This window comes from Bradyrhizobium sp. USDA 4538 (genome assembly GCF_024171045.1).
In the GTDB taxonomy this organism is placed as follows: Bacteria; Pseudomonadota; Alphaproteobacteria; order Rhizobiales; family Xanthobacteraceae; genus Bradyrhizobium; species Bradyrhizobium australafricanum.
On the sequence record NZ_JALJZE010000001.1, the window covers coordinates 1,218,881 to 1,245,851 of the forward strand.

General features: G+C 59.9%; 18 protein-coding genes and 4 pseudogenes. 8 read left to right on the top strand and 14 right to left on the bottom strand.

What is annotated here, in order from left to right; all coding sequences use genetic code 11:
- Positions 1–55: 55 nt before the first annotated feature.
- A pseudogene (locus tag J2R78_RS45090) lies at positions 56–230 on the top strand (aminodeoxychorismate synthase, component I); the annotation flags it as partial.
- A 139-nt stretch (positions 231–369) separates the two neighbouring features.
- Here the strand turns inward: J2R78_RS45090 and J2R78_RS05345 are convergent.
- The 3 genes from J2R78_RS05345 to J2R78_RS05355 all read right to left on the bottom strand — a co-directional run bounded on the left by J2R78_RS05345 (position 370) and on the right by J2R78_RS05355 (position 6,105).
- Positions 370–675 (bottom strand): hypothetical protein, encoded by a 306-nt coding sequence (locus J2R78_RS05345; RefSeq protein ID WP_141713586.1) that lies wholly within the window; start codon positions 673–675, stop codon positions 370–372.
- Positions 676–758: 83 nt separating this feature from the next.
- Positions 759–4,262 carry a Ulp1 family isopeptidase gene (locus J2R78_RS05350; protein ID WP_253603348.1) on the bottom strand — a complete coding sequence of 1,168 codons (3,504 nt, stop codon included), beginning with the start codon at positions 4,260–4,262 and terminating at the stop codon, positions 759–761.
- Positions 4,263–5,781: 1,519 nt separating this feature from the next.
- Positions 5,782–6,105: a DUF736 domain-containing protein gene (locus tag J2R78_RS05355; RefSeq protein ID WP_050421550.1), complete on the bottom strand. Its 324-nt coding sequence runs from the start codon at positions 6,103–6,105 to the stop codon at positions 5,782–5,784.
- Between the two features lie 972 nt (positions 6,106–7,077).
- Between J2R78_RS05355 and J2R78_RS05360 the strand changes: the two genes are divergently transcribed.
- Both J2R78_RS05360 and J2R78_RS05365 read left to right on the top strand, forming a co-directional pair.
- Positions 7,078–7,725: a hypothetical protein gene (locus J2R78_RS05360; protein WP_253587712.1), complete on the top strand. Its 648-nt coding sequence runs from the start codon at positions 7,078–7,080 to the stop codon at positions 7,723–7,725.
- Positions 7,726–7,905: 180 nt separating this feature from the next.
- A pseudogene (locus tag J2R78_RS05365) lies at positions 7,906–8,175 on the top strand (DUF4142 domain-containing protein); the annotation flags it as partial.
- 34 nt (positions 8,176–8,209) lie between these two features.
- Here the strand turns inward: J2R78_RS05365 and J2R78_RS05370 are convergent.
- Entirely contained in the window at positions 8,210–8,512 is a 303-nt protein-coding gene (locus tag J2R78_RS05370; RefSeq protein WP_309144980.1) for a hypothetical protein, read from the bottom strand.
- Between J2R78_RS05370 and J2R78_RS05375 the strand changes: the two genes are divergently transcribed.
- A protein-coding gene (locus J2R78_RS05375; RefSeq protein WP_069280104.1) for an IS630 family transposase occupies positions 8,511–9,633 on the top strand; the annotation gives its coding sequence in 2 pieces (ribosomal slippage) (positions 8,511–8,900 and positions 8,902–9,633; 1,122 coding nt in all). The genes J2R78_RS05370 and J2R78_RS05375 overlap by 2 nt on opposite strands.
- Positions 9,634–9,649: 16 nt before the next feature.
- Positions 9,650–9,946, top strand: a pseudogene (locus J2R78_RS05380) (DUF4142 domain-containing protein); the annotation flags it as partial.
- Between the two features lie 330 nt (positions 9,947–10,276).
- Here J2R78_RS05380 and J2R78_RS05385 read toward each other — a convergent pair.
- From J2R78_RS05385 to J2R78_RS05400, 4 genes and pseudogenes are all read right to left on the bottom strand, one after another.
- Entirely contained in the window at positions 10,277–10,771 is a 495-nt protein-coding gene (locus J2R78_RS05385; RefSeq protein WP_069279440.1) for a ferritin-like domain-containing protein, read from the bottom strand.
- Between the two features lie 359 nt (positions 10,772–11,130).
- Positions 11,131–11,606 (bottom strand): annotated as a pseudogene (locus J2R78_RS05390) (DUF3147 family protein).
- Positions 11,603–11,950 (bottom strand): DUF3147 family protein, encoded by a 348-nt coding sequence (locus J2R78_RS05395; RefSeq protein WP_253587714.1) that lies wholly within the window; start codon positions 11,948–11,950, stop codon positions 11,603–11,605. The pseudogene J2R78_RS05390 and the gene J2R78_RS05395 overlap by 4 nt, the downstream one beginning before the upstream one ends.
- Positions 11,947–12,552 carry a cupin domain-containing protein gene (locus J2R78_RS05400; protein ID WP_253603350.1) on the bottom strand — a complete coding sequence of 202 codons (606 nt, stop codon included), beginning with the start codon at positions 12,550–12,552 and terminating at the stop codon, positions 11,947–11,949. Before J2R78_RS05400 ends, J2R78_RS05395 begins: the two co-directional genes overlap by 4 nt.
- A 2,328-nt stretch (positions 12,553–14,880) precedes the next feature.
- Here J2R78_RS05400 and J2R78_RS05410 point away from each other — a divergent pair.
- From J2R78_RS05410 to J2R78_RS05420, 3 genes are all read left to right on the top strand, one after another.
- Positions 14,881–15,177, top strand: coding sequence for a hypothetical protein (locus J2R78_RS05410; RefSeq protein ID WP_069276013.1), 297 nt, complete (start codon positions 14,881–14,883; stop codon positions 15,175–15,177).
- A 1,007-nt stretch (positions 15,178–16,184) separates the two neighbouring features.
- Positions 16,185–17,135: an oxygenase MpaB family protein gene (locus J2R78_RS05415; protein ID WP_069276014.1), complete on the top strand. Its 951-nt coding sequence runs from the start codon at positions 16,185–16,187 to the stop codon at positions 17,133–17,135.
- Positions 17,136–17,566: 431 nt separating this feature from the next.
- Positions 17,567–17,764, top strand: coding sequence for a hypothetical protein (locus J2R78_RS05420; RefSeq protein ID WP_141713267.1), 198 nt, complete (start codon positions 17,567–17,569; stop codon positions 17,762–17,764).
- A 229-nt stretch (positions 17,765–17,993) separates the two neighbouring features.
- On the opposite strand, the gene J2R78_RS05425 is transcribed toward J2R78_RS05420, so the two are convergent.
- The 6 genes from J2R78_RS05425 to J2R78_RS05450 all read right to left on the bottom strand — a co-directional run bounded on the left by J2R78_RS05425 (position 17,994) and on the right by J2R78_RS05450 (position 25,959).
- The gene (locus J2R78_RS05425; protein ID WP_253603352.1) at positions 17,994–19,328 is read right to left on the bottom strand and encodes a glutamine synthetase family protein; all 1,335 of its coding nucleotides are present in this window, start codon (positions 19,326–19,328) and stop codon (positions 17,994–17,996) included.
- A complete protein-coding gene (locus J2R78_RS05430) occupies positions 19,325–20,614 on the bottom strand; it encodes an ATP-grasp domain-containing protein (RefSeq protein WP_253603354.1) in 1,290 nt (429 codons plus the stop codon). Before J2R78_RS05430 ends, J2R78_RS05425 begins: the two co-directional genes overlap by 4 nt.
- A complete protein-coding gene (locus J2R78_RS05435; RefSeq protein ID WP_253587717.1) occupies positions 20,611–21,480 on the bottom strand; it encodes an EamA family transporter in 870 nt (289 codons plus the stop codon). The genes J2R78_RS05430 and J2R78_RS05435 overlap by 4 nt, the downstream gene beginning before the upstream one ends.
- Positions 21,481–21,642: 162 nt before the next feature.
- A complete protein-coding gene (locus J2R78_RS05440) occupies positions 21,643–22,461 on the bottom strand; it encodes a gamma-glutamyl-gamma-aminobutyrate hydrolase family protein (RefSeq protein WP_057018771.1) in 819 nt (272 codons plus the stop codon).
- On the bottom strand, positions 22,458–23,516 hold the full coding sequence (rtxC, locus tag J2R78_RS05445; RefSeq protein WP_253603356.1) for a dhydrorhizobitoxine desaturase: 1,059 nt from the start codon (positions 23,514–23,516) through the stop codon (positions 22,458–22,460). Before rtxC ends, J2R78_RS05440 begins: the two co-directional genes overlap by 4 nt.
- Positions 23,517–23,547: 31 nt before the next feature.
- A complete protein-coding gene (locus tag J2R78_RS05450; protein ID WP_253603358.1) occupies positions 23,548–25,959 on the bottom strand; it encodes a 2-aminoethylphosphonate--pyruvate transaminase in 2,412 nt (803 codons plus the stop codon).
- Positions 25,960–26,971 lie beyond the last annotated feature (1,012 nt).

A 26,971-nucleotide genomic window follows, 5' to 3' on the forward strand; every position in this document is an offset into this window, starting at 1 on the left:
CGGCGAAGGCCGCCTTGCGCGGAGTGACGGAGATTGAAGACATAGGCGTATAACTGGGCACATGGACACGGACATTGCAATCCGCACCGTGACGATCGACGACGGACTGGCTATGTTTCATGCGGGGGCAATAACGGCGATGTAGAATCCAGAAGCCGAAAGTGGGAGACGCTTGCCAAGGCACAGCGACTGTTCGATGACTTGGTGCCGATCTATCTGGTGCAGTTTGATCTTCCATCGCAAGCCTCCCCATCGGCATCCGATCCACTCCTTCCAAAAGCCGAAAGAAGGGGCCGCTTCATCCCGGGCGATTTCATCCCGGAACGGTGGGCGATTTCATTTCGGGATCGTGAGCGATTTCGAGCGGAATCAGCATTCCGGCAGACTGTTGTCCTCGTGAACCGCCTCCGCCCCGGCAGGGTCTTCCCGGAGAAATCCCGGCACTGGCTGACGTCGGTTGAAGAACGTGCCGGATCCGGCAAAGTCTAGCCGGCCTGCAGTCAAGGCCACTTGACTACCGCGGTCCGGCCAATCGACTTGTTTCTCAGCCAGCTTGCCAACAGGATTTGAAGAGCGCGCATCTCGAACTGCGGACCGGCCGATTTGCAAAGCGGAGGCGATGTCGTCTTCGTCCTGATACCGCAGCTCACCACAGACGGTCCGCCAGGTCGCCAAGAGCCGGTCCAGCCAGCTCTACCAGCCGAAGGCCCCGCATGGGACGCGCCGAGTCGCCGGGCGCGTCCCTCAGCCAGCCGCGTTCAGCCGCTCAGACGGATTTGCAGTGCCTGCCGATCGACGACGAGGTTCTTGAGGTTCAGGTCTGGCTGCGGACTTGCGGCCAATCGACTGACCAGCGCCCGGGTGCCATCAACCACGAAGACGCCGCAGTCGTAGTCATTCCTCTGCTGGCTTATGGGAGCGTCTTGCAGATTGGCCCCGACTCGTTCAGCGAGCATTGCTGCGGGTCTGTCATTGTACCTTAGAGCGGAGTCATAGTGATAGGCAACCGACCGGCCTCGATCGCGGCGATCCACCAGCAACAACGACCAATGGGAGCCGCGGCGATTGAGGTCCGTAGCACTGGCATCATTCACCGGCAAGAACAGGAAGTCGGCTGTATCGTTACCATTCCGATCATTGACAATGCGATGGAATGCGCGGAGGGCGTCGACGTTGGTCCCCTGACCCACCTGAAAGGCTATGAGAGGATCCACGAACCGAGTCCGGGCGGCGAGATCTGGATCGTTCCCTCGCAACTGCTGCGCCAGGAGCTCGTAGTCCCGCTGGATATGCTCGTCGCCCAGCCATTGCCTGGCTCCGAGAACCCGTCCGCTGCGGTCCCCGGAAGAAGCACTCGTAGCCAAAGCGCCGATCCGAGCATCCAAAGCCGAGAATGGGCGAGGATGATGGATAAATTGAGCCTCGCGGCGCCCTGCCGCGCCCAACCTGATCGAGTACATTTCACCGTGGATAGCGATCGGCTGTGCGACAACGTACGGACTCGGCAACAGCATTCTGTTGTCCAGCACGTCGAGCAGGAAATCCGCCACCGGCTGGGAGCCATGCTGCCAGTCCTGGCCGACCAGATATCCGATATCCTCTAGCTCGCGAGGCTCGCCCGATGGCCCAATGACGAATGGCGGTCTACCGGCCGGGCTAAGCACTGGTGCCGATTGAGCATCATCACGCGTCTCCTGCGGTGTGGACGGCAGATCAACGAAAGACTCGAGACCTCGGTAGATGTCTGACGACCGAGCTGGCGCACCTGATTGCGCGCTGAAGAGCGGCGGTCTGGCGGCGGCCCTACCCGCCGGCGCAGACTGGGCATCGTCACGCACCTCCTGCGGTGTGGACGGCAGATCAACGAAAGACTCAAGACCTCGGTAGATGTCTGACGACCGAGCTAGCGCACCTGATTGCGTGCTGAAGAGCGGCGGTCTGGCGGCGGCCCTACCCGCCGGCGCAGACTGGGCATCGTCACGCACCTCCCGCGGTGTGGACGGCAGATCAACGAAAGACTCAAGACCTCGGTAGATGTCTGACGATCGAGCTGGCGCGCCTGATTGCCCAATGGAAAGCCGCGGTCTGGCCGCGGCGCTCCCCGCCGGCGCAGACAGGGCGTCATCACGTACCGCCTGCGGCGTCAATGGCAGATCAACGAAAGAGTCAAGACCGCGGTGGATGTCTGACGACCGAGCTGGCGAGCCTGATTGGCCGGCGAAGAGCGGGGGTCTGGCGGCGGCCCTAAATACCGGCGCAGACTGAGCATCATCACGTGCCTCATGCGGCATCGACGACAGATCAACCAGAGAGCCAAGACCGCGGTAGATGTCTGACGACCGAGCTGGCGCGCGTTCCGGCGCCGACCTCTCACTCGGGTCGAAGTCGGACGGCGCCCCCGGCGACCACGATGAGTTCGCCTCGGCAAGCTGCGGCTCGCGAGTTGATTGCCTTGGGAAGGCGACACCTAGCGCCCTGTTTGCCTCGACGACTTGCACGTACTGCGCAAGCCTCTGGAAGCCAATGCCAATATTCCCATTGGCTTTCGTGAACTCCTGGTAATCTTCGTCCAACGACCGTTGCTGATACAAATCGCCGTTGATTCGGCTCGCGAAGCTCTCCCTGCCGGTTGTTCGCAGCCAATCACTGAACCTTCGTTGCGCCGAAGCAGTATTGCGGATGGTCTTGGGAGCGGGCCCGGATCCGAGCTTGCTCTGCTCTTCCTCGACCAAGCCATCGATGATGTCGGCGTCGTCGTCATAAGGATGCAGCCGGGGTCGGGGCTCGCCCCCCGGGTGCTGTCGAAGCTTGTTGATACCCAAGCCAATATACGGTTGGCCAATGGCTCGCTTGAACTCCGAAATATCTTTCTCCAGTTGCTTTTTCTGCTGCTCATTGCCGTTGAGTCGGCTCGCTATGCTGTCCTTGCCCTCTCTTTTCAGCCACTCACTAAGCTTGCGCCGATTACTCGCCATCGCAATGATAGGCTTCCTCTCTTTGGGAGTTGCTGCCGGTCCAAGCCTACGCAAGGCCTCGTTAGTAGCCTCGTCAATGAGGTCGGCATCACTCTCATAAGCGCTCAAGGTACGGCGCCCCATGACGCGGGGCCCAGGTCCGAGCGTTTCGAACCCTGCCCCGTCGGGCTGAAGCCTTCGGAGATGATTGAGGGCCGTAAAGAGGCGGCCCTTGGGGTCATTCTCCTCGCAGTATGCCATCATGTCTTCGGCTATTTCATCGCTTCGAAACCGAGAAGTCAGGGACGCCTTCTGATTGGCCGTAAGCCACTCAGCAAAGGCCTTAAGAACCTGCGTATGAGGCCTGATGGTTTCGTTGGGCACCTCGTGCGCTCGGGCTGCTGCAGCGAACTGGTGAATGAGCAGCGCGTCTCCGGTACAAGAAGGCGGCGGAGGTGGCGCTGGAGGCCGAGGCAACAACTCGCCGGCGCGGAACTTCCGAAGCGCTTCCAACGCAGCACGCACTCGCTTGATGCCCCCTGCCTTCACAAATTCATCCACGTGGACGTTCAACTGATCAGGGTCTTCAACCAGACCGGCCAGCGTCAGGTTTCTGGGGTTGAGGAACTCGCTGAGCCGGCTCAGCTGCACAACCATCCTCTGAACGGTGCTGGAAGCATAACTTCCTACGGCTGCGCGCGCGAACTCGGAAATGAGGGCCGCGTCCTCTTCGGACGCACGGGCACGCTTATAGGCGTAGATTCGAAGCTCTGAAGTGACTGCATCCGACGCGATGTCGCCCAACGGCTTTTCACCGCGATTTCCTCCGAACACTTTGCCAAGCCTCGATTTAACCCGAGAAAGCAGTCCACGCCCTTTGCTATCCTTCGCGCGCGCTGCAGGATTCGATTCCGATGACGCTGCGTCGCGCACCTTACCAAACGCCCCGGCACCCAAGTCGGATGGAGATCCTGGCACAGCCGCACCAAAGTGAGCGCGAGGAATGTCAACACTGCGCCGCGTACTGCTGAACCGATTGTCCTGTGGGTCGGATTGCGGCACCATCCGCATCGAACCGCCGAGGCCGATGCGCTGGATGCTTCCATGCACCTCTGCCGGTCGAGTGTCGGGCGAACTCGGCTCGGCGGAGCTCTCCTCCGATGAGCTGAGCTGCAGATGGCTCAGCTGCTGCTCAAACCCGGCTTGGTCCGCCGGCGCGTCGTCCGACTCCTGCCTCGCACGCAGCAGCTCATGCTGCTCAGCGTACCAATTGCTCCAATAGTTCGGATCGCTATAGTTCGCTTCCAACGCTACTCTCCTTGGATCAGATGAATCTTCATGGCTGCCAGAACTATCTTCGAGCGCACTCTCGACCGAGGCGCAGAAAGCCGATGCCAGGCTTGACAACCAGAACGGTCGCCGCACGCACGTCCTGGTTCACGCATTAGCATTACTCCCACCAGCCCAGCTGGTACCTGCCGCAGAACAACTCGTTCACCCCACCCGGCAAGTCACGCCTGGAGCCAATGCGCAGCCGTGCGACGATCCCGCTCAGTGAAAGCCCGAGACACTTGTGGGCCTGCCCTCACGACGAGCCGAAAGACAGCGCAAGACAGATAGTTGCGGCACCCGAACGCAACAGCATGCGGGACATCAGGATAGAACCTGCCCGCCGCATCGTGCGAAGATGATGCCCCGATTGGTGTCCAAATGCACGTCCCGTTCCAGTTTAAATTCTTCAATTGACGTCCTTCGCATTCGGCACGAGCCGCTTCGGAGAGCATCCGCAGCAGCAAAATTTCGTGCATATCTCAGAACTCGCGACATTGACACCGTTCCTTGCGATCAAGTCCCTTCCGGGGGTCGCCCCGCTTGTACGATCAATACTGTACAACCTGACGCTACGTTGGCTTCAAGCCCTTTTGGCGATGGTCGTAATGAGGCTCGTGCGGGTTGGCGCATGAGGTCTACGTTGCGCTGTGCAAAGCGATCCATCGCTCTTGTCCGCATTTCCAAGCGAGTGCGAAGGCGCTCCATCGCATCGTCGATGATCGCGGAGATCATGAGGCGGCTTCAATTGTCGGCGCGTTTTGCAGGGCACTGATCGATCCAGCATTCATGCGTCCTCCAAACTAGTCAGCCGATTTCTTATTTGTGCCGACCATCGTCTCAAGCGCTGCAGCTTGCGATTGAACAAGATGTGCAGGGCACCGATAGATCATCTTCAACGTGGTCAAGAGGCTTCTATCGTTCGGACGCAGCTCTTTAGCGCGCTTGATGCGTGACTCGTGATCTAGCCGGGCGATTGCGTGACCCTCGCGGTCAAGCCCTTCAAAAAATATGCGAAGGCTGCCGCTATAGATCGCAACGGCCGTTGCGGGTCGCTTGCTGCTACGAGCTGCGTCCTCGATGGGGCTTGGTCTTCGGCGGGAATACTCCCTTGCTCTCCTGGGCGCCGCGCACGCTGAGAACGGCCTAACGTACCACCGGGTTCAAGATACTTCCGAAGATAACGCAAGACAGCAATGGCACCCTGGTCGTCGAATTTATTGGCGTGGGCTACCAGCGAAGCGTTATCGAGCCCAGAAATCGATTGCCCATTACGTGCGAGATTCTCCCCAAGACTCCGAAGAAACCTTGCATAACCACCGACCGTTGCCGCGCTCAGTTCCCGGCGTTCACCTGCTGACCGAATGGCGTTGTCGATGATGGAGGCGTTGCATCTGTTACGTCCTCTCTGCTTGCAGTGGCACCCCAACGAGGTGCCCTCGATTGTTTGAGCGTGGCGCCCCGCCCGGACGAGCCGGGCGAGGCAGTGTAGGCCGGGTCAGTCGCCGTTGCGACGGCTGGGGCGGGACCAGATCAAGCTGAAACCCTCACCTTCCTCGTCGGCGAAGAGGTTGGCGAAGATCGGGGCGGTGAAGCTCGGATCGTCGAGCTTGAGGCTCAGATAGTCGCGGCCCTCGTTGGAGCGCTTGGACCAGCCGGCCCCGATCTCGGCCCGGCCCACATAGATGCGGTGGCTCGGAGCGTTGTCGTTGGAGCGGTTAGTCTCGGCGACGATACGGACGCCCTTGGCTTGCAGACTCAGGGTGACGATCTCGCCCTGGAAATCGTTGCCGACCTTCTTGAAAGAACCGATGTTAGCCATGTCACTTCTCCTGTTGTGTTTCGAGCCCGCGACCACCGCGGCCTCGATGGCGATCTAAAGGCCGAGGACGATCGGCGACGCACCCCTCGCGGGCCGGAGCGCAGCGGAGGACGCCGTTGTGGCGACTTTCTTGTCTCGCGAGGAATGGGCTCTAGCCCAGGGGAAGAAAGTCGCATCAACGACGTTGCGGCTCAGACGATCGAGGCGAAGCCGGTCCTCGGCCAGATCAAGCCATCAAGGAGGCCACGTGCGTCCGCGTGCTGAACCGCAATCGTAAGGAGAAGACTGGAGAATCTCGGTCGTGCTGCACAAGATGTCGGGACGATTCAGCGAAGCGAAAGAAACAATCTGCCGAAAAGGGCGGTATCGTCCATGAAAGAACATCGAGAACACGCCGCGCGCCACCGCGACACGTGGGCCGGGCCAAGATCGCCGCAGCCTGATCGAAGCGCATTGATGAGGGCCGCGATTACTTCTCGCTCCCATCACCTTACCCCGCATTCAATATGTCGATCCAGGCGGACCCGTTCGACCAGAAAGGCACGAAGGATCATCCCTCGTGCGTGGCAGACGTGAGAATTGGTTGAGACGGTTTACTCCCGACGGGCGCGGATAGTGGCGACCTACGATGCCGCCGAGATGCGGCTTGGCCCGCGCTGCGCTGTCTTGTGCTCGTAGTCAACCGCCGCCGGTACCACGGCGTCTATTACGGCCGGGTACCACGGCGTCTCGGCAGCAATCGGTGGCGGCAACCAGCGTGCTGGCGGCGGCGGATAAATACCTGAGCCAGTAATCCTCAATTCTCGAGCGTCAGCGCCAGAACAGCGCAAGCAACAGGATGACTGGAAGCGGGATGCCCAGGAGCCACAATAGGGCGCCTCTGCCGAATGTCATGGTCAACTCCTTTCTAGGCATCAAACCTCAAACAGGTCCGCGGTTCCAACGGATTGGAACTTACGCAGGAAATTGATCTTGAATGCAAAGTTCGTATTTGAGGAGGTAAACATGGCCACACGCGCGGTACCGCACGCTTTCTTCTCTTGGTCCTGGTCACCTGTCCTGGCGGGCGTGTTTGCTTCATTGGTCATCCAAATTCTGCTGACGATGCTCGGCTTCGGCATTGGCCTGCTCGCCATCGATACTCCGACGGCCGCCTCCGCGCCTGCCAGCGCTGGCTGGCCTGCCTTCGTCTGGTGGGCCGTTTCGGGCATCATTGCAGCCTTCGTCGGCGGCGCCATCGCAGCCGCCAATTCGCCCGATCAGAGCGGTTTGGGCCGTGTCGGACATGCCTTGGGAGCGTGGGCGGTTGCGACCGTTATCGTAGTAGCGGCAGCCGCGATGATACCTGCTTCGGCTGCCAGCATCGCGGGCAACCTCGCCGGCCCAAGCTATGCGGCGAACGCCCGCATCGCATATTATTCGAACAATCCGGCGCGTGAAACCGTCGGCTCGACGAGCAGGCCGGGAACGCAAGCTCAAATGGAGGAGGCGCGCAAGCACCTCGCCTATACCATGCTTGCCAGTTTCTGCGCGCTTCTGTTGGGCGCCGGCGCTGCCTATGCCGCCGGAATGGCAACCACCGCCCGAGCTGTCGAAGATGCCACAAGACCGGTTACTTGAGAACGCTTAGCTATCTGGCTCCTGTCCGCCAGGCAAGCCGCCAGATCGCCAAGCGCAGCCACGACGTCTGATTCCTCACCGCTGAACTCGACGAGGAAAAGTCGGCGATACCAAGCCCAACACCGTGGCGCATCGCAACGGCGTCAACTGCAAGAGCGCAAGCTGAAGGAGGTACTACACATGAGACGCACGATACTAGCAATCGCGTGCATTTTGCTGGCGACACCAGGACTGGCGCAATCCGTCAGCGAGAAGACCGGCGTCAACTCCGTGCTCGGGGTCAGCCCCTCGACGTCCGATTTCGTCAAGCAGGTCGCGATATCGGACATGTTTGAGATCGAGTCCAGCAAGCTGGCGCAGCAGAAGGGCAACGCGGCGGAGAAAACGTTCGCTTCCCAGATGGTCACAGACCACACCAAGACAAGCATTGAGCTGAAGGGACTAGTGGCTCTGCACAGTGATTTTGACGGGTTGCGTCTGGCGGTCAGAGTAGCTCCGGCAGGTGTTTTGGATCAACGAGGACCTCGATACTGCGAGGGGTCCTTGGCTGCCGTCTGATGAGGCCCTCCCGTTCCAGCGTCAGCACCATCTGGTGAACCGAGGGCGGGCTAACGCGGAAGTATTCCCGCATGTCGGTTTCGGCCGGGGGTCTGCGGTGCAGGCGCGTGTAGCGGTGGATGAAGGCCAGGTACTGCCCCTGTGTGGGCGTGAAGGGTTTTGCCGAAGGACTCACGCCGGCCATCCGATTCAGTTGTTGGTGCGTGCCTCGAACACGGAGGCATGCCATGAATGTACGCTATCGGGTCGACCTCAGCCAAATCGAGCGCACGGAACTCAAGGCGCTGCTCAGCGGCGGCAAGCATGCGTCCCGTAAGCTCAAGCGCGCGCAGATTTTGCTGGCTGCCGACACCGGCGGCAGCGATGAGGAGATCGCGCGGAGCGTCGGCGTGGGCGGCTCGACCGTGTACCGGACCAAGCGCCGCTTCGTGGAAGGCAATCTGGAGCGGGCGCTGAGCGATGAGCCGCGGCCCGGAGCGGAGCGCAAACTCACGGTCAAGGAAGAAGCCTTGTTGGTGGCGACGGCCTGCGCCAGTCCGCCAGAAGGCCGGGCCCGCTGGACGCTTGAGCTGCTGGCAGGTGCGATGGTCAAGCTCACCGAACACAAGAGCCTGTCCGCATGAGACGGTTCGGCGGCGCCTGGCCGAAAATGGCCTCAAGCCCTGGCGCAGGGACATGTGGTGCATTCCGCAGATCGACGGCGAATACGTCGCCCGTATGGAGGACGTGCTCGACCTCTACGCCGAGGCGCCAGATCCCAAGCGGCCGGTGGTGTGCTTCGACGAAAGCCCGGTGCAGCTCATCGGCGAGGCGCGTCAACCGATTCCGGCCGAGCCCGGCCAGCTCGAACGTTACGATTACGAGTACCGTCGCAACGGCACGGTCAATCTCTTCGTATTCCTCGACGTGCATCGTCCCTGGCGCAAGGTCAAAGTCACTGAGCGGCGCGCGGCTGAAGACTATGCCTCCTGCATGCGCGACCTCGTCGACATCCATTATCCCGACGCCGAGATCATCCGGGTCGTCCAGGATAATTTATCGACCCACTCCGCCGGCGCCCTGTATCAGGCCTTCCCGCCCGCCGAAGCCAGGCGGATTTTGCGACGGCTCGAGTTCCACTACACGCCCAAGCACGCAAGCTGGCTCAACATGGTCGAGATCGAGATCGGCGTCCTGCGGGGCCAGTGCCTCAATCGCAGAATCGACGCCCCCAAGCGGTTGCGCCGCGAAATCGCCGCTTGGGAACGGAAGCGAAATGCCGCCCGCTCTCGCATCAAATGGATGTTCACAACAGACAAGGCCCGCACCAAAATGGGCCGCGCCTATCCCGCGCCTTCCAAAGAGTCATAATCACTGTGCAGAGCCACTAGTCTCCAGCGGCAAGTTGAAGGCCGAATTGCCCAGCGCCCTCGATTCATCGCATCAAAGCAAGCTCGACAAGCTCAAGGGTGCCAGCGGCAACGACTTCAGCTCCGAGTTCAATTCGATGCAGGTCAGCGCCCATAAGGATGCCATCGACCTGTTCGAGAGTTATGCCAAGGGCGGCGACAATGCGGATCTGAAGAATTGGGCCGGCAAGACCCTGCCGGCGCTTAAGCATCACCTTGAGATGGCGCAGGATCTCGACAAGCCCGCACCTACGGTCGGCGAGGGCAAAAAATAGCGAAAAAGGGAACCGCTGGCAGGCGGTTCCCGCTGCGCTGATGCCAAGGTGGCTCCATTGTAAAGGCTGCAGACATTTGGGGCAGCAGCTACGTCGATGCCGCCATTGGCACTGGGACATACTGTCCCGCTGGGAAGCGCGCTCATGTCACAGCGGTTTGTTGCCCACCCGCGCCGAGAGCGGCAAGCGGGGCCGAAGATCTTCCGCCACTTCCAGGCACGACGCCAAGCGGATGCAATCCGGGCGGCGCGCCGCCCAGACAGAGGAAGATGACACAGCCATTCAATGCGCGCGCCAAATGGGCTGGCCAACGAGCGGCCCGGCTGATTTCTAAGCTGCCTTGCGATTGATCGCGGCTTCCGCCAGCTTGTTTAGCGCGGCGTCGGTTTTCTTTTCCTCCTCAAGGGTCTGCTCAAGGAGCTGGACCGCCGGCTTCATGCCCAGTTGTCCAGCCCAGGCAATCAACGTGCCGTAGCGCGATATTTCGTAATGCTCGACGGCCTGAGCACCCGAGAGAAGGCCGGCATCCAGCGCCGGAGAATCTTCGAAATCCTCCATCACTTCCTCGCCCTCCTCGACCAGTCCGAGGATAGCGGGGCAGGTTTTGCCCTTGGGGGCCTGTTTCATCATTTTGAAAACTTGTTGCAGACGCTGGACTTGTCCCTCCGTCTCGCCGGCATGCTTTTCAAATGCTGCGCGCAGTTGGTCAGACTTCGCGGCCTTTGCCATTTTTGGCAACGCAACGAGTATCTTCCTTTCGGCGTAGTACATGTCCTTGAGGGTCTCCAGGAAGAGGTCTTCAAGTGTTTTATTCCGGCCCGACATGGCTTCCTCCTCAGTTGTGATGCGAGCCAACAGCGCCTTTCCTCAAAGGTTCCACGAGTGACGTGCTGAAGGTCAGCACCCCTTTCGGGTGCAGGCCATGGATGATCTGCAGCAGCCCCACGCCCTCGCACCCGGCGCCCCTTCTCGAAACAGCGTAGCTGAATGGCGTGTGGGATTTTGTCTGCGCCCCAATTGCAATAGAGCCTTGTAAATCAACCTATCGTTCCGAATGCATCCGCTGCCAGCAGGAGGGACCGATGCCGTTTTGGGAGTGACAAGCGTCGAAAGGAACTCGGCCATGAGATCACGCTTCCTCATTATGGACTGAATGAAGAAACAGTTCCAACCATCCAACGATCCTATCGGGTTCGCGAATTCGCGGAGCCGCTTGCCTGTTGCACTGTCCGCATCGATCGCATTTTCCGGCGCACGTACCAAGCCAGCACCGCGATAGTGAGCCAGGCGAGGGAGGCGCCGACGAAGACGGCGGGGATGTTGCCGCGTGGGATCAGCATCGAGAAACCAACCGCGAAGGCCAGCATGCCCAGCGCGCCGAGCGCTGCGCCAGCGGCATCGACGGCGGCCGCCATTTGCCCGCGGCGCTCGCCGGCGAGACCCGCTTTGCGCTTGCGGCGGATTTCGTGCTTCTCAATCAGCGTCGCGCTCGCGCAGAATATGGCTGGAAGGGCAAGAAAAACGCCACCGATGACTGCTCCATAGCGACTGCTGATGAGGCCGGTAAAAACGTCGCAGCGCCGCCGAGCGCGAAGCGGACAAGATATTCGTACCAACGGCCTTGCTTGAGAGATGACGGCGAAAAGCGAATCGGGCTCACGTCTGACCCCCGGTGAAGCTGAGCAACCCGAAGGCCGCGACCAGCCAAATGACCAGTGACAGCAACGTGGCCGTCAACGCTCGCAGCTTTGTGCGGACAAGCAGATGGCAGACGACGACACTGTAAATGGCAAGCGCAATCGCTCCCGCACTCATGGCCTGGGCTTGCAAGGCGGCGTAATTGACCCCGTGCTGATACACCGCGATCCCAAGCGTCGCGAGCGCGACCGAGGGTGCTGCTCCGAACAGGCCGGCGAAGCTCTTTGGACGCAGGAGATCTCCCAGCATCGCGAAGGCCGATACGACGGCGCCCCCGAGGACGAAGCGGATGACGTACTCGGTCATTTCGCTTTCTTCCAGAGCTTCGAGAGCGGCCCGCCGGCCCCATAGACCGGATCCTTACGCGGCACCGAAACCTTCGGAATGGCTTTCAGCGCCCGCTGACGGTCTTCGACGCTCGTGCACTCGTCGTATGTACCGGTCGGCGGGTATGCCCCGATGACGAGGAACTCATCGCCCGCGGAAAGGCACTGATGGCCTGTGCCGGCGGGAAGAACCGCGATGTCCCCAGCCTTCAGGGTGAAGATCTTCCCTTTGTTGCCGCCGAACCGAACGCGGCCCTTGCCGCGCGCGATGCCGAGCACCTCATGGATCCTGGAGTGATAATGCACGTAATCGTAGATGCCATCCCGCCAGCTATCTCCCCATTCGTTCGCTTCAAATAGGTCCTCGATCACGGCTGCGGCGTCCAGGTCCTCGTCGAAAGCGACCGCGTTTCGATACAGTACGAGCGGCCATCGCGGGTGATTTGGAATGAGACCGTCGTCTTTAAAGCGAACCGTAACAGGCTTTCGCGCTCGCGCGAGATCCACAGCCTTCCGCTTGCCGGGGCGCTTCAGACCGGTTGCGCGCTCCATGTATCCCTTCAGGTCTTCAAGAGTCGGCATGATCATCCTCCTTTGAAATTCCGTTCGAGTAGCCGGTCCAAAGCCGGAGGACCCGTTCGAGAATCGCCCCGAGTGCGAAGCCGGCAACGACATCGCTCGCCCAATGCGCCAGGATCGCAATGCGAGTGAGCGACAGCCCGACCGCAATCGCGCGGATCGCCCGCCGGGGACCAGCCGGCAACCCGCTGGCCGCCGGTGCCAGTCCATGTGCAGCGCGTGGCCTGAGGGAAACGCATCTTTTCGTTTGCCGGAAAGCGGGACGCCATGCACATGCCCAATCACCGTCCGGATCCGGCCGAGTTTGGTCGAATACGAGTTTTAAATCACGGGGCAGCAGCGACGCAGTGACCGTCACTGGCAGAGCATGGTTTCCTGCGCGCCGCAGCGGCACCCCACAACCGCGCGAGGCAAGCCAGCCGACGGCTGTCAGGACCAGAAGAAGCTTCTCATCTGCGCCCCAGGTCAGGGCGCGCGCCACCTGCTCCGGAGCAGGCGCCGTGTTGCCCGCTATGGAACGCGCGATGACGACATCCGGTTTAGTCGGTCGGACAGTAACTGAAACGCTTGGCCTGTGGCCCAGGCGCCTTGGCGAAAATCTAGCTATCTGGAACATGTCGCAAAGATCGGAAAGGTCAGTACCTTTCCCAACGCTCCACGCGCCGCCAAGGTCCTCTGTCAAATCCAGACTTCCAAACGGCGAAGCCTAACGGCGAATTTTGCGAGCGGGAATTCTACGCCAATAGGAACAAACGACCTACAGCGCGCCTTCGCCGCTTTTCTCCGGCTTCGGCGGAAGCCTGAGAAGGCCGCATCCGCAAGCTTTTCCGGGCTGCTGCACAAAGTGCGGCAAGTGACGCATACCAAAAGCGGAGTGAACTTCTCCCGCGGGCCCGATGGTCCCCCTGCGCGGCGAAGAGCCGACTTGAGGTCTTCCCTGCTTTCTCCCAGCGCTTGTCTTCGGCCTCGAGTGCACCCGCCTTCTCCTCGTGATCCCGTCGGGTCCTGTCCATTTCCGCCTGCGCCTTCGCGGCCCTCTCCCACCTCTCACGCACCTCGGCGCACACCTCGTTTGCCCGGTGCCGCTCGGTCTCTCACCGTCGCTACTCCTTCGAGCTCCTGCGCAGCCTTGCGGGTTTCCTTGCCGCTGATCCCAGGAGCGTTCGCTTCTTCGGGTTCGCCTAAGATCCGCTCGCCGGCGCCTCCGCCGAGATCTGCCGGCGAGGCGAGAGGCGAAGCGAAGCGGCCATTCGATCAGCAGGAACGCGAGCACGGTGCCGGGCTTCGGTCGCGGCGACCAGTCTGCGACTTCCATCTCTTTCGCGACACTCTAGTGCAGCGCCCCCCGTCCCAGGACTCGAACGCCGCTCATCAATGGCGCGGCAATCGCCGCGTCGTAGACTCCGCGCGACGCCTGATGAATCCCTCGGCATAAGACCGGTCGAACCCTCCAGTGACGAATGGCCGGTGCCGCTCCCGCGTCAGGAACGACGCCGCAATTAGACCGTTCAACATGCGTTGCGACGTTATCCCAAGTGAGGCGCCAAGGAGCGTACCTCTCGTCGAGGACGATCCGCTGATCCGCGAAGTTATCCGCAATCTCTGCAATCAGTGAACCCGATTTCCTCAAAAGTGATCGTGACACTCGCCTGTCCCACGTGGTGCGCGAAGATGATTGCGGAACGATGCTGAAAAAGCGGCCGCAGACACGGAATTAGGTCTGGCAATCAAAACTGCAGAAATCGCTTGAACCTCACGTTGCGTCAGGGCGTAGACTTGAAACTGTCGGTCACCTTTCAGCAAATTTTGGAGACGGATGTAGCACGAAATGGAGTCATCGAATACTTGTGCGATCGTGAATGCTCCTCAACGGATGCACGGTTAAGACAGGCCCTTCTTGGATCTGCATTAAGTCACGGCGACGATCTGCAAATTAGCCAAAGACTTTCCTCGCATGAGGCAACATAATTCGAGCGCGGTAAAACAACTGCGAGGTCGCGAATCTTGCTGCTGTCTCCAGCTAAACACCTAGCCTCGAGATGGCAGAGTTGACGTCTGCTGACGGGTCGGGCAGGTCACATCCATCAGCCGCGCAAGACTTCCCCTCATCGTGAGCAGAGTACCGCAAGGTCACGCGTCGATACGGATGTATTGTACCGCCACACATGAGATGGTCACTTCGCGAATTTACCCGAAATCTCCTAAACGATGACCACATACGAGAGATACTGAAGCAGCACCGTTCGTACTCTCAGAGTCGCGAACGGCGCAAGCGGGCGGCGCGGCGCCAATCATCGTTCTGTCACAAGCAAATCAATACAGGAGACATGTATGAACCTAGTGAAGACAACCGTAATCGCATGCGGCCTTTCGGCTCTCCTTGCATACCCCGTCATTGCGCAGAGTCTTGCCGCTGATGCCAAGGCTCGCAAAGGCGTGCAAACTACGAGCATTCAGAGCGGCATGAGCGACGATGAGGACTCGTCGCCAAAGCTCAGGACACCGGGCGCAAAACTGGGTAGGAAGTCGATCAAGGGCGCAAAGAAACCCCGGCGGCAACCGCAGGACAAGGAGACACTTGATGAATTCCCGACCAGCAATACGCCAATAAGTGACAAGCGGCACTGACGCGAAGCCCGGTCCGGACAAACCTTCGGTCGCGCGCCGCGGCCGGAGGTTCAGCTCACATCTAGGCCGGCTATCGACGTTGCAAATGACGGGGCACGCACGTCGATTGGGACTGCCAGATCTTGATCACTGGCTTCTTGCATGGGGACCGATACCTTGCGATCTCGTACGACCGCGTCGGGTTACTGACATGCATGTCCGGAAGCGCCCAGGCAGGTAGCTGACGTGGCCTGAAAAGGGAGCACGTCTTTTCCATCGTTCTATTTTGTTTGGCACGCTGATTGCTGAGCCGCGCATGGCTTGGTTGCTCAATGACGGCCCTCAAGCCGCTTCGTAGCGCAAGTGCGGGCGGCTTCTGCCGAGCCGCTGCACGCTTTTCCGTGGTGTCGTCCCGGGCGCCGCGCTTCTTGAGCTCATGGTCTACCTGTGAAGAGGCTCCGCAGCTGACTGTCTGGCACGCGAGTTGCTGGGAGACGTCTGGGCTTGGCTCCTCATACATTCGCGCCCCCAAGAGAGGGCTAAGCCTCCACCCAGACTAGCGCGGGTGGTCCCCCCAAGCCGCCCGCGCGTATTTGCCTCAGCCGAAGGTCTTGCGAGATCGGCCGTGCGCACCGCGGAGATCATTGTCATGATCGTGGACAGACCTTGAAGCCCCCCATCGCGGTTCTTATAAGCCAACCAGTCGCGCTCGCTTAGGTCGCCCCGCGCGAACAGGCCAAGTTGGTTTGCGGATTCGGCGCTCACCTACGACAAAGACGGGTTTGACGGCGACGCTTCTGAAATGTGATGGGCTTAGATGAGCCCGCAAAGGCGCATAATACGTCTTCAACAAACGGCGGCGGCGACCGGCTCAGTCTTACCCGCATGGGGTACGACCAAATGCCCGGCGGCGGTATTCCGCGCAGGTGGACATCATGCAACAAGTTGAGAGAGCCTTGGTTTGCTGAATCGCGATAGACTGCACAGATCAGTGAAATTACCCCTCGTCTGCTTCCCAAGGTGCGCATCTGGTCTCCGAAAGCGACATCGAACTTGCTCTTGACTTCGTCCGGGCTCGGGCCGCGGGACCAGTCGAGGGCATTTTTGGGCCCGGCTCGATGACGTGGCGGATCGACCGGGAAGCCATCACCTTTTTGGGCGCCGGTCGCGCCTTGCTGCTTCAGCTGGCGCATCCCTGGGTCGCCGCGGCCGTCCTCGAGCACTCGCGGAGCTTTGCGGATCCGATCGGTCGCTTCCATCGAACTTTTAATGTGGTGTTTACGATGGTGTTCGGCTCGCTCGACGCGGCCCTTACCGCTGCCCGGCACCTGCACCATCGCCATACCATGATCGTCGGCCGTCTGCCCGAAGCAATCGGTCGGTTCGAGAGCGGCTCGCCCTACCGCGCCAACGAGGTCGCAGCGTTGCGCTGGGTTCACGCGACGCTCGTCGACACCGCTCTGACCGTCCACGACCTGATCCTGCCGCCATTCTCCGTCGAAGAGCGCGAGCGCTATTGGGCCGAAAGCCGACTGTTTGGGGCGTTGTTCGGGCTGACGTCGAGCGACTTACCGGCGGATTGGGATGCATTTGCGGCCTACACAGCGGGGATGATGCAATCGGACACATTGTCGGTCAGCACCGCCGCGCGCGAGGCGGCCCGACAGATATTCACCGGTTCACGACCATGGTTGCGTCCGCCGCGCTGGTACCAAACCCTCAGTGCGGAGCTGCTGCCGGACCGATTGCGCACCGGCTTCGGATTTGACTTGGACGAACGCGACAGGAGGGCCGCAGAGCGTGCCGTCGCGCGGATACGACGCATCTATCCCAAAATACCGATCCTGCTTCGCTACGTCGGCCCTTACCAGGAAGCTCAAGCGCGACTGCACGGAAGGCGGCAGCTGGGCTGGACAACGCGGTGCCTTAACAGGGCCTGGATAGGGCGCCCCCAGTTGGACGACCGCTGGAACAGGTGAAGCTCTCCGACAGCCGCGGACCTTCGGATGCGGCCGACCGCCGCCTGCCGCGATCCCAACCTTACCGGATCGAAATCGGACTTCTCATCGGCGAGTCCCAACAACGGTGGGTTCGGGCGAATGCTCGCAGCTTTGAAGTTATATCCAGTCCTGAGTTCGCCCCTGACTTTGGATTTGCCCGGTTGGGCGATGGATGGCAACGGGAGCTGGCGCGGAGCGCTCCGCATAGCGCACGCCAGATCCCGTAGCGGTTGGCAGTTGAAGGCGAATTCGAGGCGTCTACCATCCGGACTGCGAGTGTGGTCGTGCATCCGGCGAGCCCTCGAGGAAGAGCCCTGCGCCGCAGATAACGGCCAGGAAGCGGAGGCTAAAGCGGATCTCGGAGCGCCACTCCCGCAACGCCGGTCACGCTGGAAACGGTGCCCGCATCGTTGCCCGCCGCGGCGCACGCAAGCGATTTTGCGGCGATCGCCAGCGGGTTTGACGGCTCTTGGACGCCAGCCTCCGCTGGGCCGCCGGCGTCGCCAATCGCAATGCTCAAGCTGGTGCTGATCGTGCTGCTGGTGATGATGATACCGGCATCCAATCGTCGGCATGTCGACGAGCTGATTATCATCATGGTGCTCTGATGATCGGCGCCGGATATGCCGAAGCCGTTGTTGCCGGACCTGGCTGCTAGACTCTCGCGGCGCTGTCTTTCCTGGCGAAAAGAGGCGCCGCGTGTCCACCACCTCCCTCGGAAGCATCCTCGATGTTCTGCGTCGAACGAGAGGTGAGTAAAATAGTTGGCCACCAAACCGACCAGTGGCGCGAATTATCAATCAGATGGTTGCCGCAGCGCCTGCTATGAGGCTCAAGCTAAATGATCTCAAAGTACCGCCGACGTTCAAAGTCGGTGACCCGATGTTGAACGGCTTCCCATTCCCAACGGCGGGAGCAAGAAAAGGCTTCAACAAACCTTTCTCCGAAGACATCAATGGCTGCCGGAGATTGTGCAAATCGGTATGTTGCCTCTGACAGACTTTGAGGAAGTCTCCCGGATGGAAGGCAGATCTCCGCGCCTGCATCGCCGACGGTCGAAGCCGGGAGCGCCGCATTTGTCTCGATACCCAACATGCCCGAGCCGATGGCGGATGCGAGAGCGAGGTATGGGTTCACGTCTGCCCCAGGCAGCCTGTATTCGAGGCGATGTGCAGACGGCCCTCCCGGGATGACCCGTACCGCGCAGGAGCGATTGTCAACTCCCCAGCTCGGGCAAATTGGTGCCCAGCAGCCAGGTACCAATCTCTTATAGCTATTGACGTTCGGCACAGCGAGCACACAGAAATCATTCATGTATTTCAGTTGTCCCGCGATGAATTGCGTCATGAGCTTCGAGACGTTGCGAGACGCGTCACCATCGTAAAAAGCGTTCTGTCCATCGGAGGACACCGAGATGTGAATATGGCCGGACTGTCCGGGCCATTTCTCGGAGACCTTGGCCATGAATGTAGCCATCATGCCTCGGGTTTGCGCCCAGGCCTTTATCATCGACTTGAATATGATTGCTCGATCGGCAGCTTCCAGGGCATCACAATGATGAAGTGACGCTTCGACCACGCCAGGTCCTGTCTCAAAGTGCAGCCCGCTGAGAGGTATTCTGGACTTCTCACAAAGCGACAGGATCTCGCCGAACAGATCCTGGTGCGCGAGAGAACGCGCAATCGAGTAGCCGAACGGGCCCCGCGTGAACGGAGCCCATTTGTCAAACGGCTTGTCCTCGATCGCATCAGCGTTCTCCTTGAACAGCATAAACTCAAACTCGAACCCGGCAGTGCAGTCGTACCCGTGGTGAGCAGACCTACGCAGGACCCTACGCAGAATGCCGCGCGGACAGACGGTCTCATGCGCGCCCATAAACTCGGCGAGGTAGAGATAGTGATCGCCGACATAGGATACTGAACGGCCGGTACTTGAGAGAATACGCAGATCGGCGTCTCCGAATGTCGACAGCGGCTTTTGCGTGAAATTCACCGGAATGACCCGGTCGGAACAATCCCAAGCAAGCACCGCTTCGGAGAACTTGATGACCTTGTCCCCACCCGAGAGATTTTCTCGGAGAACGTGTTTGCCTCGAAGAATGCCATCGAAGTCACTCACGCCGATCATCGCCGCGCCGGCTGAGTTCGCGCAACTTACCCGGCTGTCGGTCATTGGTTTACTTCCTGCGCCACCAAATCGAACACCTGGTTCATCCGCATCGCGCGCAATTGGCGATAGTCATCTTCGAGCTGGATCAAGTCGTTGTTCACAAGGTACACAATGCCTGGCGTCGACGCCAAGTCGATTGTCGGAACCAGTTCTTGACCTATCGGAACGAATGCAATGGCATCCGCGAAGCTCGGGAGCTTTCGGATTTCATCGAGTCCGGAATAACCGGTCACAACGCCGCCCATGTCGGAAATCAGCGAGACACACAGTGCATGAGCCTGCCGCTTGTAGACCCCGCGTCGCCTCATATACTCAGCAAATCCTTTGGGATCTGCGTAGCGCCAAGCCGTGAGCGTCAAATGGTTATGGCCCAAAGCCATCGTCCGAGCTTTCGCCGACATGGTTCCTTGCAGCCTCGCTCCGAAGTCGACCAAAACCGGTCCCCGAACATCGACTATGATCTCGGCATGAGCGGGCCCGTCGGCAATCCGAAGCGCCCGCAACGCACGAACAAGATAGTCCGACAGCTCCTGAACGATTGGCTCCTTACCACCCAGCAACCGCTCGAGCGAACAGACCGACGATGCTCCCTCGATAGGGACGGTGTCATAGGTCCAGGCCTCCGTGACGAAGGCATCTCCGTCGATCGAGACGGCATTTACGGTATATTGCTGGCCGTTTATCTTTTCCTGCGCAAGCGCCAGTTTATTGAACGCTCCGACCCGGTTCGTCTTGCCGACGATGGCAGTTACAGCGCGCTGAACATCAGTATCCGTCGAGCAGAAGAACACGTCCTCGGTGCCTGTGCTGTTCAGTGGCTTGATCACAATCTCATTGAAATTCTCCGCACGCTTCCAGCTTGCGATCTCTCCAGCATTGTCGGACACCACTTGCCTGATCGATCGCACACCTGCCGAGGCCAACGCTTCGCAAAGGCGCGATTTGTCGCGCCGCGCGGCTGACAAGGCGGTCCCATTTGAGGGTAGGCCCAGCCGCTCCGAGATGGAATCGGCCAACTCAACTCCGGTCTCGCACCCCGCTATGACGAACTCCAGCTCCCTGCCATGGAGAGCCTTAAGGTGATATTCGACGATCTCCTCGTACCCCATGTGCTGGGGCGGACAAATGACTTCATCATACAGATCCACATTGAAATGGGATTGGAAGATGCCTGGAATCTGTGCAGCCGACATCACATGCACTGTTCCAATTCCATACTGCTTGAATTCTTCCGGCAGAAATCGGCCAGTCGAATATGCGTCGACGATTACACACTTCCGTTCGTTCATGCGGACCTCCGGTACTGCAGGCAGACGTTGCCAACGGCGACAGCCGTAATGAGAACATTTCCAACGAACGTATGTAGCGACGGCACGATGCGGGAATCGAAGTACTGAAACAGGAACGTGACAACAGGAGCGGTGGACAGGACCATGTTGACCGTGAAGGGCTCCACGCGGCGAATGCCCTCCTGGATCAGGAGCAAAGGAATAATGATCGTGGATAGCCCAATCGTTGCGATCGCAAGCCAATGCTGCGAGATCTCGAGCGCGATGGAGGAATGGTCGACCAGTCCCAGCAGCAAAAGGATCGTGCCGTAAAACCGATGCGCCAACACTTGTCGACCGGAAAATCCGCGGTCGAACAAAAGCTTGACGAGTATGTTCGTCAGGGCGAGCGACAGGCCGGCCACGATCGCCAAGATGATACCGAAGGACGATCGAGCTCCCCATGCCACCCCAGCGTTGCCGGTTGCTGAGATCCAAATCATATAACCACCGATCGCCGCGATCGTGACGCTCACGACGATATCGGATGCCGGAGGGGCGCCCTGCCGCCTGATCAGCGCGTTCAACCACACCGTTGCGGCGGGTCCTAACGCCACCATGAAGGCGACGACGATCGCAGGCTCGGCGTATTTCAGGGCGATAAACAACCCGATCCAGCTGATCGCGGTCACGATATTGAGCGAGACAAAAACCAGGAGTGCCGACCTGGCGACCGGTGCCGTTGTTCCCTCGTGACCTGCCAGGAGATTGAATGTCAGGCACACCGCGGCAAAGGACACAAGGAGAGCGACGAACACATCTGCCTGCTGAAAATACGATGCCGCATAAACCTCGCCTGCCGCGCTCAGGACGACATAAAGCGCCACAAAGAGAACTCCCAGAGCGAAGCGTCCTGTCAATCGCCCGCCCTTCCCCTGCCGGTGGCGCGGCGCAGCGCGCCCCCCGAACCATGCTTGTGCATCGGCTCCCAGAGACTCGTCCTTCGACCTGGGCGGACCGCGCTTGGATTGAAACGTCACAATCAGCCTCTAGTGTTTCTTGGCGTGGCAATACGCAACGCACGCTTCTCCAAATGCCGTGAACAGCCGCCCGCTCAGGGGATCGGTTGAGACGTGCCATTCGGGGTGCCATTGCACGCCGATTTGCAGCGTCGGCGCGCCAACGACGGAAGCGGCTTCGACCAGACCGTCAGGCGCCCATGCCTCCGGCTTCAGCGCGCTGGCAAGCGCCTCTATGCCTTGATTATGCAGGGAGTTCACTTGCGCTTCCGCTGCGCCCGCGATCGGAAAAAGCGCACCATCGGAGCATATCCTCACGCTGTGCGCGGCATCGTACTGGCGGTCTCTTGGACGATCCGGTTTCTCGGCATGCATCAGGGCACTTCCCAGCCTCCACTCCGCAAGCGATGGATGGAGTGTGCCGCCGAAATAGACGTTGAGCTCCTGAAGCCCCCGGCAGATGCCCAGGATCGGCATTCCGAGCGCGATGGCCCTATCGATGGCTACCGCAGACAGCCTGTCCCGTGGGCGGTCGCGGATACCATGCTCAACATCCTGCTGATCGGCTCCTGGATGGGATGCAGGCGCTTTCAAGACGGCTGGGTCTAGATTCGATTCATCTCCTGTCAAGACGAGGCCGTCGAGCGCGTCCATGATCGCCCGGGCGGCCTCGCCCCCCGCATCTTCAGCGTCGATCGTCGGCAATATGACGCAGGCCACGCCCGCATGATGAAGGAGAGCCTTGACGTATTTGCGTCGTAGCCAGTCGCGATGCACGCCATCGACCAAAAGTCGGTTCGAGGTGACGCCGACCACGGCGCGGGCTTCGTCTGACCGTTGCAATGTCACGCCACCTGCCCCTTTGCATGGCCATCGGCCACCGACTGCTCATACAAGCGTCGATTTCGCTCCTTCAACTGAGTCATAACACTGGGTTGACCTTGCGGCCCCTTGACGAAGAGCCCTCCCCAGCTCGCGGCAACCTTTGCGTAACCCGGATCCTGCATCCGGATCTTCTGGGCTTTGTGCAAAAGCCAGAACGGGATGCCCGGCGACAGGTGATGCTCGAGGTGGTACTCATCCAGATTCTGTCCAAGGATGGCGCGCTCGAGGAAATTCCCTTTCCGGTTCCTGGTCAGATAGACGTTCTTCGTTTCGGTCTCGCACATCGGCGAGTGCTCGGCGAGTTCGACAAACCACCCGAGAACCTGAAACGTGGTGAGATAGGGCACGATCCAAAACAGGATCACGATGTGGATCAGCCCAAGCGCATATGACCCGCCCAGGATGCTGATCCAGAAGAGATAGAAGCCATACTTGTCGACAAGGATGCCTGAGCGGCTCTGGTCCTCGGCATCCGTGATCGAAAACCGATTGGTCCAGAGATACTTCAGATAGGCCAGTGTCGCCCCACCGAATATCGGCTTCCAGATGATATTGAAGGCGTACCGCTCGGGAGGCTGGACGTCGTAGACACCATTGGCCATGAAGAATTTCAGGTCGGGATCCTTCTCCGGGTCGCCGAGATACGGATGATGCAGATAGACATGCGAGATCCGGTAGGCCCAGTGGCGCTGGAACAGGGGATAGGCGGCGAACAGAATGCCGAGGACGTAGTTCCACGTCGTGTTCTTCGCGAGCGTACGGTGAGCCGCATCATGAGCGATCGTCGTCAGACCTCGTTGGTAGGCGCCGATCAGAAGAACGGCCACCGGGTAGAGCCACCAAGAGACGCAGACCGTCGCGAGCGTGCAAGCGGCAATTACAGCGTAATCTTTGGCGATATAGGCCACTCCCGTTACATTGTCGGGCCTCAGTTCTGAGAGTTGCTTGTTGATCTCGCGGCTGAACTGAACCGCTTCATAACGGGACGACCTCAGTTTCCAAGCGTCTGTCTGATTCATGAGAACCTCTTCCTGATCGCCTTACAAGTTGTCAGATTGCGGAAAGCGCCCTGTCCAGATCGCGCACGATGTCGTTGACGTCTTCGATGCCGACGCAAAGCCGGATCGAACCGCCAAATATGCCGGCGGCTTCGCGCTTCTCCCGCGGAACGGTGGTATGGGTTGTCGAAACAGGATGCGTCACGAGCGTCCGGGCATCTCCCACATTCGAAACGTGATACATCAGGTCGACGTTCTGGATGAACTTGCGCCCGGCCTGTTCGTCCTCCACCTCGAACATGACCATCGCGCCGTGTCCGTATGCGGGATTGAGCGTCTGGTCGACGGTTTCCCGGTCGGCTCCTTCGAACAGCCCCGGGTAGAAGACACGACGTACTTTCGGATGCGCCTTAAGAACGTCGGCCACTATCCTGGCGTTTGCGCAGTGCTGCTTCATGCGAAGGGGCAGCGTTTCAAGGCCTTGGATCAGCTGAAAGCTCGCAAAGGGGGCAATGGCCGCGCCAGTGTCGCGCAACCAGGTCATGCGTGCCTTCAGAAGAACCTCGCTTTTTCCGAGATCGTCGACGTCTTGCAACGCGTTGCGCCAGATGATCCCGCCATGCGCTTCGTCAGGACTGTTGAATAATGGAAAGCGAGAGGCTCCCCGGTAGCTGAACTTGCCGTTGTCAACGATCAGACCGCCCAGCGTCGTGCCGTGGCCGCAGATATATTTCGTGGCGGAGTAGGTCGTAATCGCCGCACCGAGATCTGACGGCCGACATACCAGCGGGGTCGTCGTATTATCCACAACCAAGGGGACGCCGTGCTTTCGGCCGATCTCAGCCAGCTGTTTGACCGGAAGCGGAATCAGACACGGGTTTGAGATCACCTCTCCGAAGAGGCATATCGTGCGGTCATCGATGGCACGTTCGAAAGTCTCCGGCCTGCGAGGATCCGCCGTCCTGACGGCGATACCAAGACGCTTTAACGTGTTGTGGAGCAGGTTCCAGGTATTGCCATAGAGGTACGGTGAGGCGACGACGTTGTCCCCCACTTCTCCGCTTGACAGGTTGACGATGGCAAGGAACGTCGCCGCTTGACCCGATGCGACCGCGAGCGAGTCGCGACCCATGTCGACCGCGGCATACCTTCTTTCCAGCGCGCGGGTCGTCGGATTGATGATCCTCGTATAGGTGAACCCATCCGCCTTGACGTTGTAGACATCCGCAATGTGATTCAGATCGCCATCGAGTTCATAGGCCGTGTTCTGATAGATCGGCACTGCGACAGCTTTGGTCACCGGATCACGTCGGTAGCCCGCGTGCAGAACAGCAGTTTCGACAGAGAACGGGAGCTGCGAGGTCCTTGCGAGCGGCGATGACGTCTCGATGCGACGCTCGCAAGCCTCCCGGGCCGACGCCGCCCCCGCGCAAGGAACCGGACCGGACCGAAAGTATGTACGAAAGGCGCACCCCAATTGCTCGATCCAACTGGGTCGGATCTCGCCAATGCAACCGACCCGAAAACTCCGCGTCGCGAGGTGCAACTTCGAGTAGATATAAAGGTTGTGGGCCGCCAAATGGCGATATAGCCCGTCAAATCCTTCCTGATCGGCGATGCCGGATGGCGCACTGAAGGCGACGCAGACCGGCGACTGCAAGTCGGCAGACAGCAGGGGAGACACTACCCCTTCGAGTTCTTGGACGAGATCGTCTCTAACCTTCTCATACCTGCGGCGCCGGGCATCGATGCCCTCCCCCTCCAGAATCTCCAAGGCCCTCGTCGTTGCCTGAACGATGTGGGTGGGCGGGGTCGATCGCCACTCACCGGAGCGCTCGAGCGAGAGCCATTGGTCTCTCACGTCGAGCACAAACGACCTCGGTTCTTGGACTGCGTTTTTTAGCAGCTCGCGAGACGCGATGACAAAAGCGACCCCTGGCGGCCCTTCAATGCACTTGTTGCTCGACGTCACCAGGACGTCTATCCCACCACAGCTCAGGTCAATATCAATCGCGCCAAAGGAGCTCATGCCATCGACGATCGTCTTGATACCACGCCGCTTCGCCTCTTCGACGATCGCGTCCAGCGGATTGACGATTCCGGTCGTCGTCTCGCAATGCACGAGACATAGGTGGGTAATGCCGGGATTTCGCCTCAGATGCTCAGCAACTTCTTGGGGGTCCAAAGGCTCGGTAGCTCGTTTGACAAGCTTCAGCGCGTCGACGCCCCACAGCCGCAGGATCTTGAAGATGCGCTCGCCATAGATGCCGTTTATGCAAACGAGCGGCTTGTCCCCCTTGGACACGAACGAGGACAGAGCAGCCTCCATTGCAAAGGAGCCGCCTCCCTGAATAGGGACTACGGAATAATCCCCGGCCTTTCCCAGCAGATTGAGCATCAGCCGCCTCATGCGGGCGGTCACTTCCTTGAACTCGCAATCGCGCGATGCGAGATCGAGCTGCATCTGGCTCCTGACCGCCAGCGAAAGCGACAACGGACCAGGCGTCAACAGAGAGCGCTGTCTTGTCACACTATTCCCCTTAAGTTGTTTTCGTCGCGAATCTGGAGGGGGGCCGCGACTTGAGTCACCTTGCGTGCAGCCCCTCGCGTCATCTGCTATTGGGCGAAGCGCCATCGGCGCAGACGCGCTTCGCTTGACAACTCATCGAAAATTCGGCCGATCACGACATGCACATCAATCCGCAGATGCACAGCGATGCCCGCACGGCGCCAAGGCCCCATCGATATCATTCAGTTTTCCTAGGAATTCGCTCTGCCGCCGCATTTGCGCACCGAGGCGGCGCGAAGCGCAACTCTTGTCCAGCCGTCCTGCATGCAACGATCCAGCGTCTTCAACATCTTGCCTAGCAAGCTAGACGTGTCGGCTGATCGGCTTACGGCCGACCTGTGCCATCCAGGCGAACGTTGAAGTTCAGATAAAAGTGCACGTCGGACCGATCGCACGCGGATGTCAATTCGCGCGTGGCGCCCGTTATGCGTGCCGCTGCTGACGCGCCGGATCCTGCGTGAGGCTTGAGACATTCGCATACTGTCACTCGCTGGAGAGTTCGGGACGTTGACGACCTTTGCCGTCTATTTTCAGATCGTACAACTTGACGTTAGGTGCGTTTCAACCCTCTTCCGAACTCTTCTCATGTGATTTTTTCTAACGTGCACATCCGCGCGGAGCGATAAGCGAAGGCTGGCAGAAGATTGCAGGGAGCGGCGGCAAGCTATGCTCAGAGTGTCCACAGTGCGACGTCAGGGGTGAGGACGTTCTGCCGCGAGGATTTGGCTCGATTCACGTCGCGCCCTCGCCGAACTCCAGATCGGGATACAAGTTATCCGCCTTTGCTACTTTCCTTGAAGGTCGATGCCTTGGAAGTGCCTGCCACCGCTCTACATGTCCGCCATCATGTCATCATTGCGTCTGAACGGGGGGTCCCCTGTCTCGTCCAGTCAGGCTCGGGCTTGCG

Coding starts and splice junctions, on each gene's coding strand:
- J2R78_RS05355 (WP_050421550.1), bottom strand. CDS start 6,105: ATGGCTAACATCGGTTCTTTCAAGAAGGTCGGCAACGATTTCCAGGGC.
- J2R78_RS05370 (WP_309144980.1), bottom strand. CDS start 8,512: ATGGCATGCCTCCGTGTTCGAGGCACGCACCAACAACTGAATCGGATG.
- J2R78_RS05385 (WP_069279440.1), bottom strand. CDS start 10,771: ATGTCGGGCCGGAATAAAACACTTGAAGACCTCTTCCTGGAGACCCTC.
- J2R78_RS05395 (WP_253587714.1), bottom strand. CDS start 11,950: ATGACCGAGTACGTCATCCGCTTCGTCCTCGGGGGCGCCGTCGTATCG.
- J2R78_RS05400 (WP_253603350.1), bottom strand. CDS start 12,552: ATGCCGACTCTTGAAGACCTGAAGGGATACATGGAGCGCGCAACCGGT.
- J2R78_RS05410 (WP_069276013.1), top strand. CDS start 14,881: ATGAACCTAGTGAAGACAACCGTAATCGCATGCGGCCTTTCGGCTCTC.
- J2R78_RS05425 (WP_253603352.1), bottom strand. CDS start 19,328: ATGACCGACAGCCGGGTAAGTTGCGCGAACTCAGCCGGCGCGGCGATG.
- J2R78_RS05430 (WP_253603354.1), bottom strand. CDS start 20,614: ATGAACGAACGGAAGTGTGTAATCGTCGACGCATATTCGACTGGCCGA.
- rtxC (WP_253603356.1), bottom strand. CDS start 23,516: ATGAATCAGACAGACGCTTGGAAACTGAGGTCGTCCCGTTATGAAGCG.
- J2R78_RS05450 (WP_253603358.1), bottom strand. CDS start 25,959: ATGCAGCTCGATCTCGCATCGCGCGATTGCGAGTTCAAGGAAGTGACC.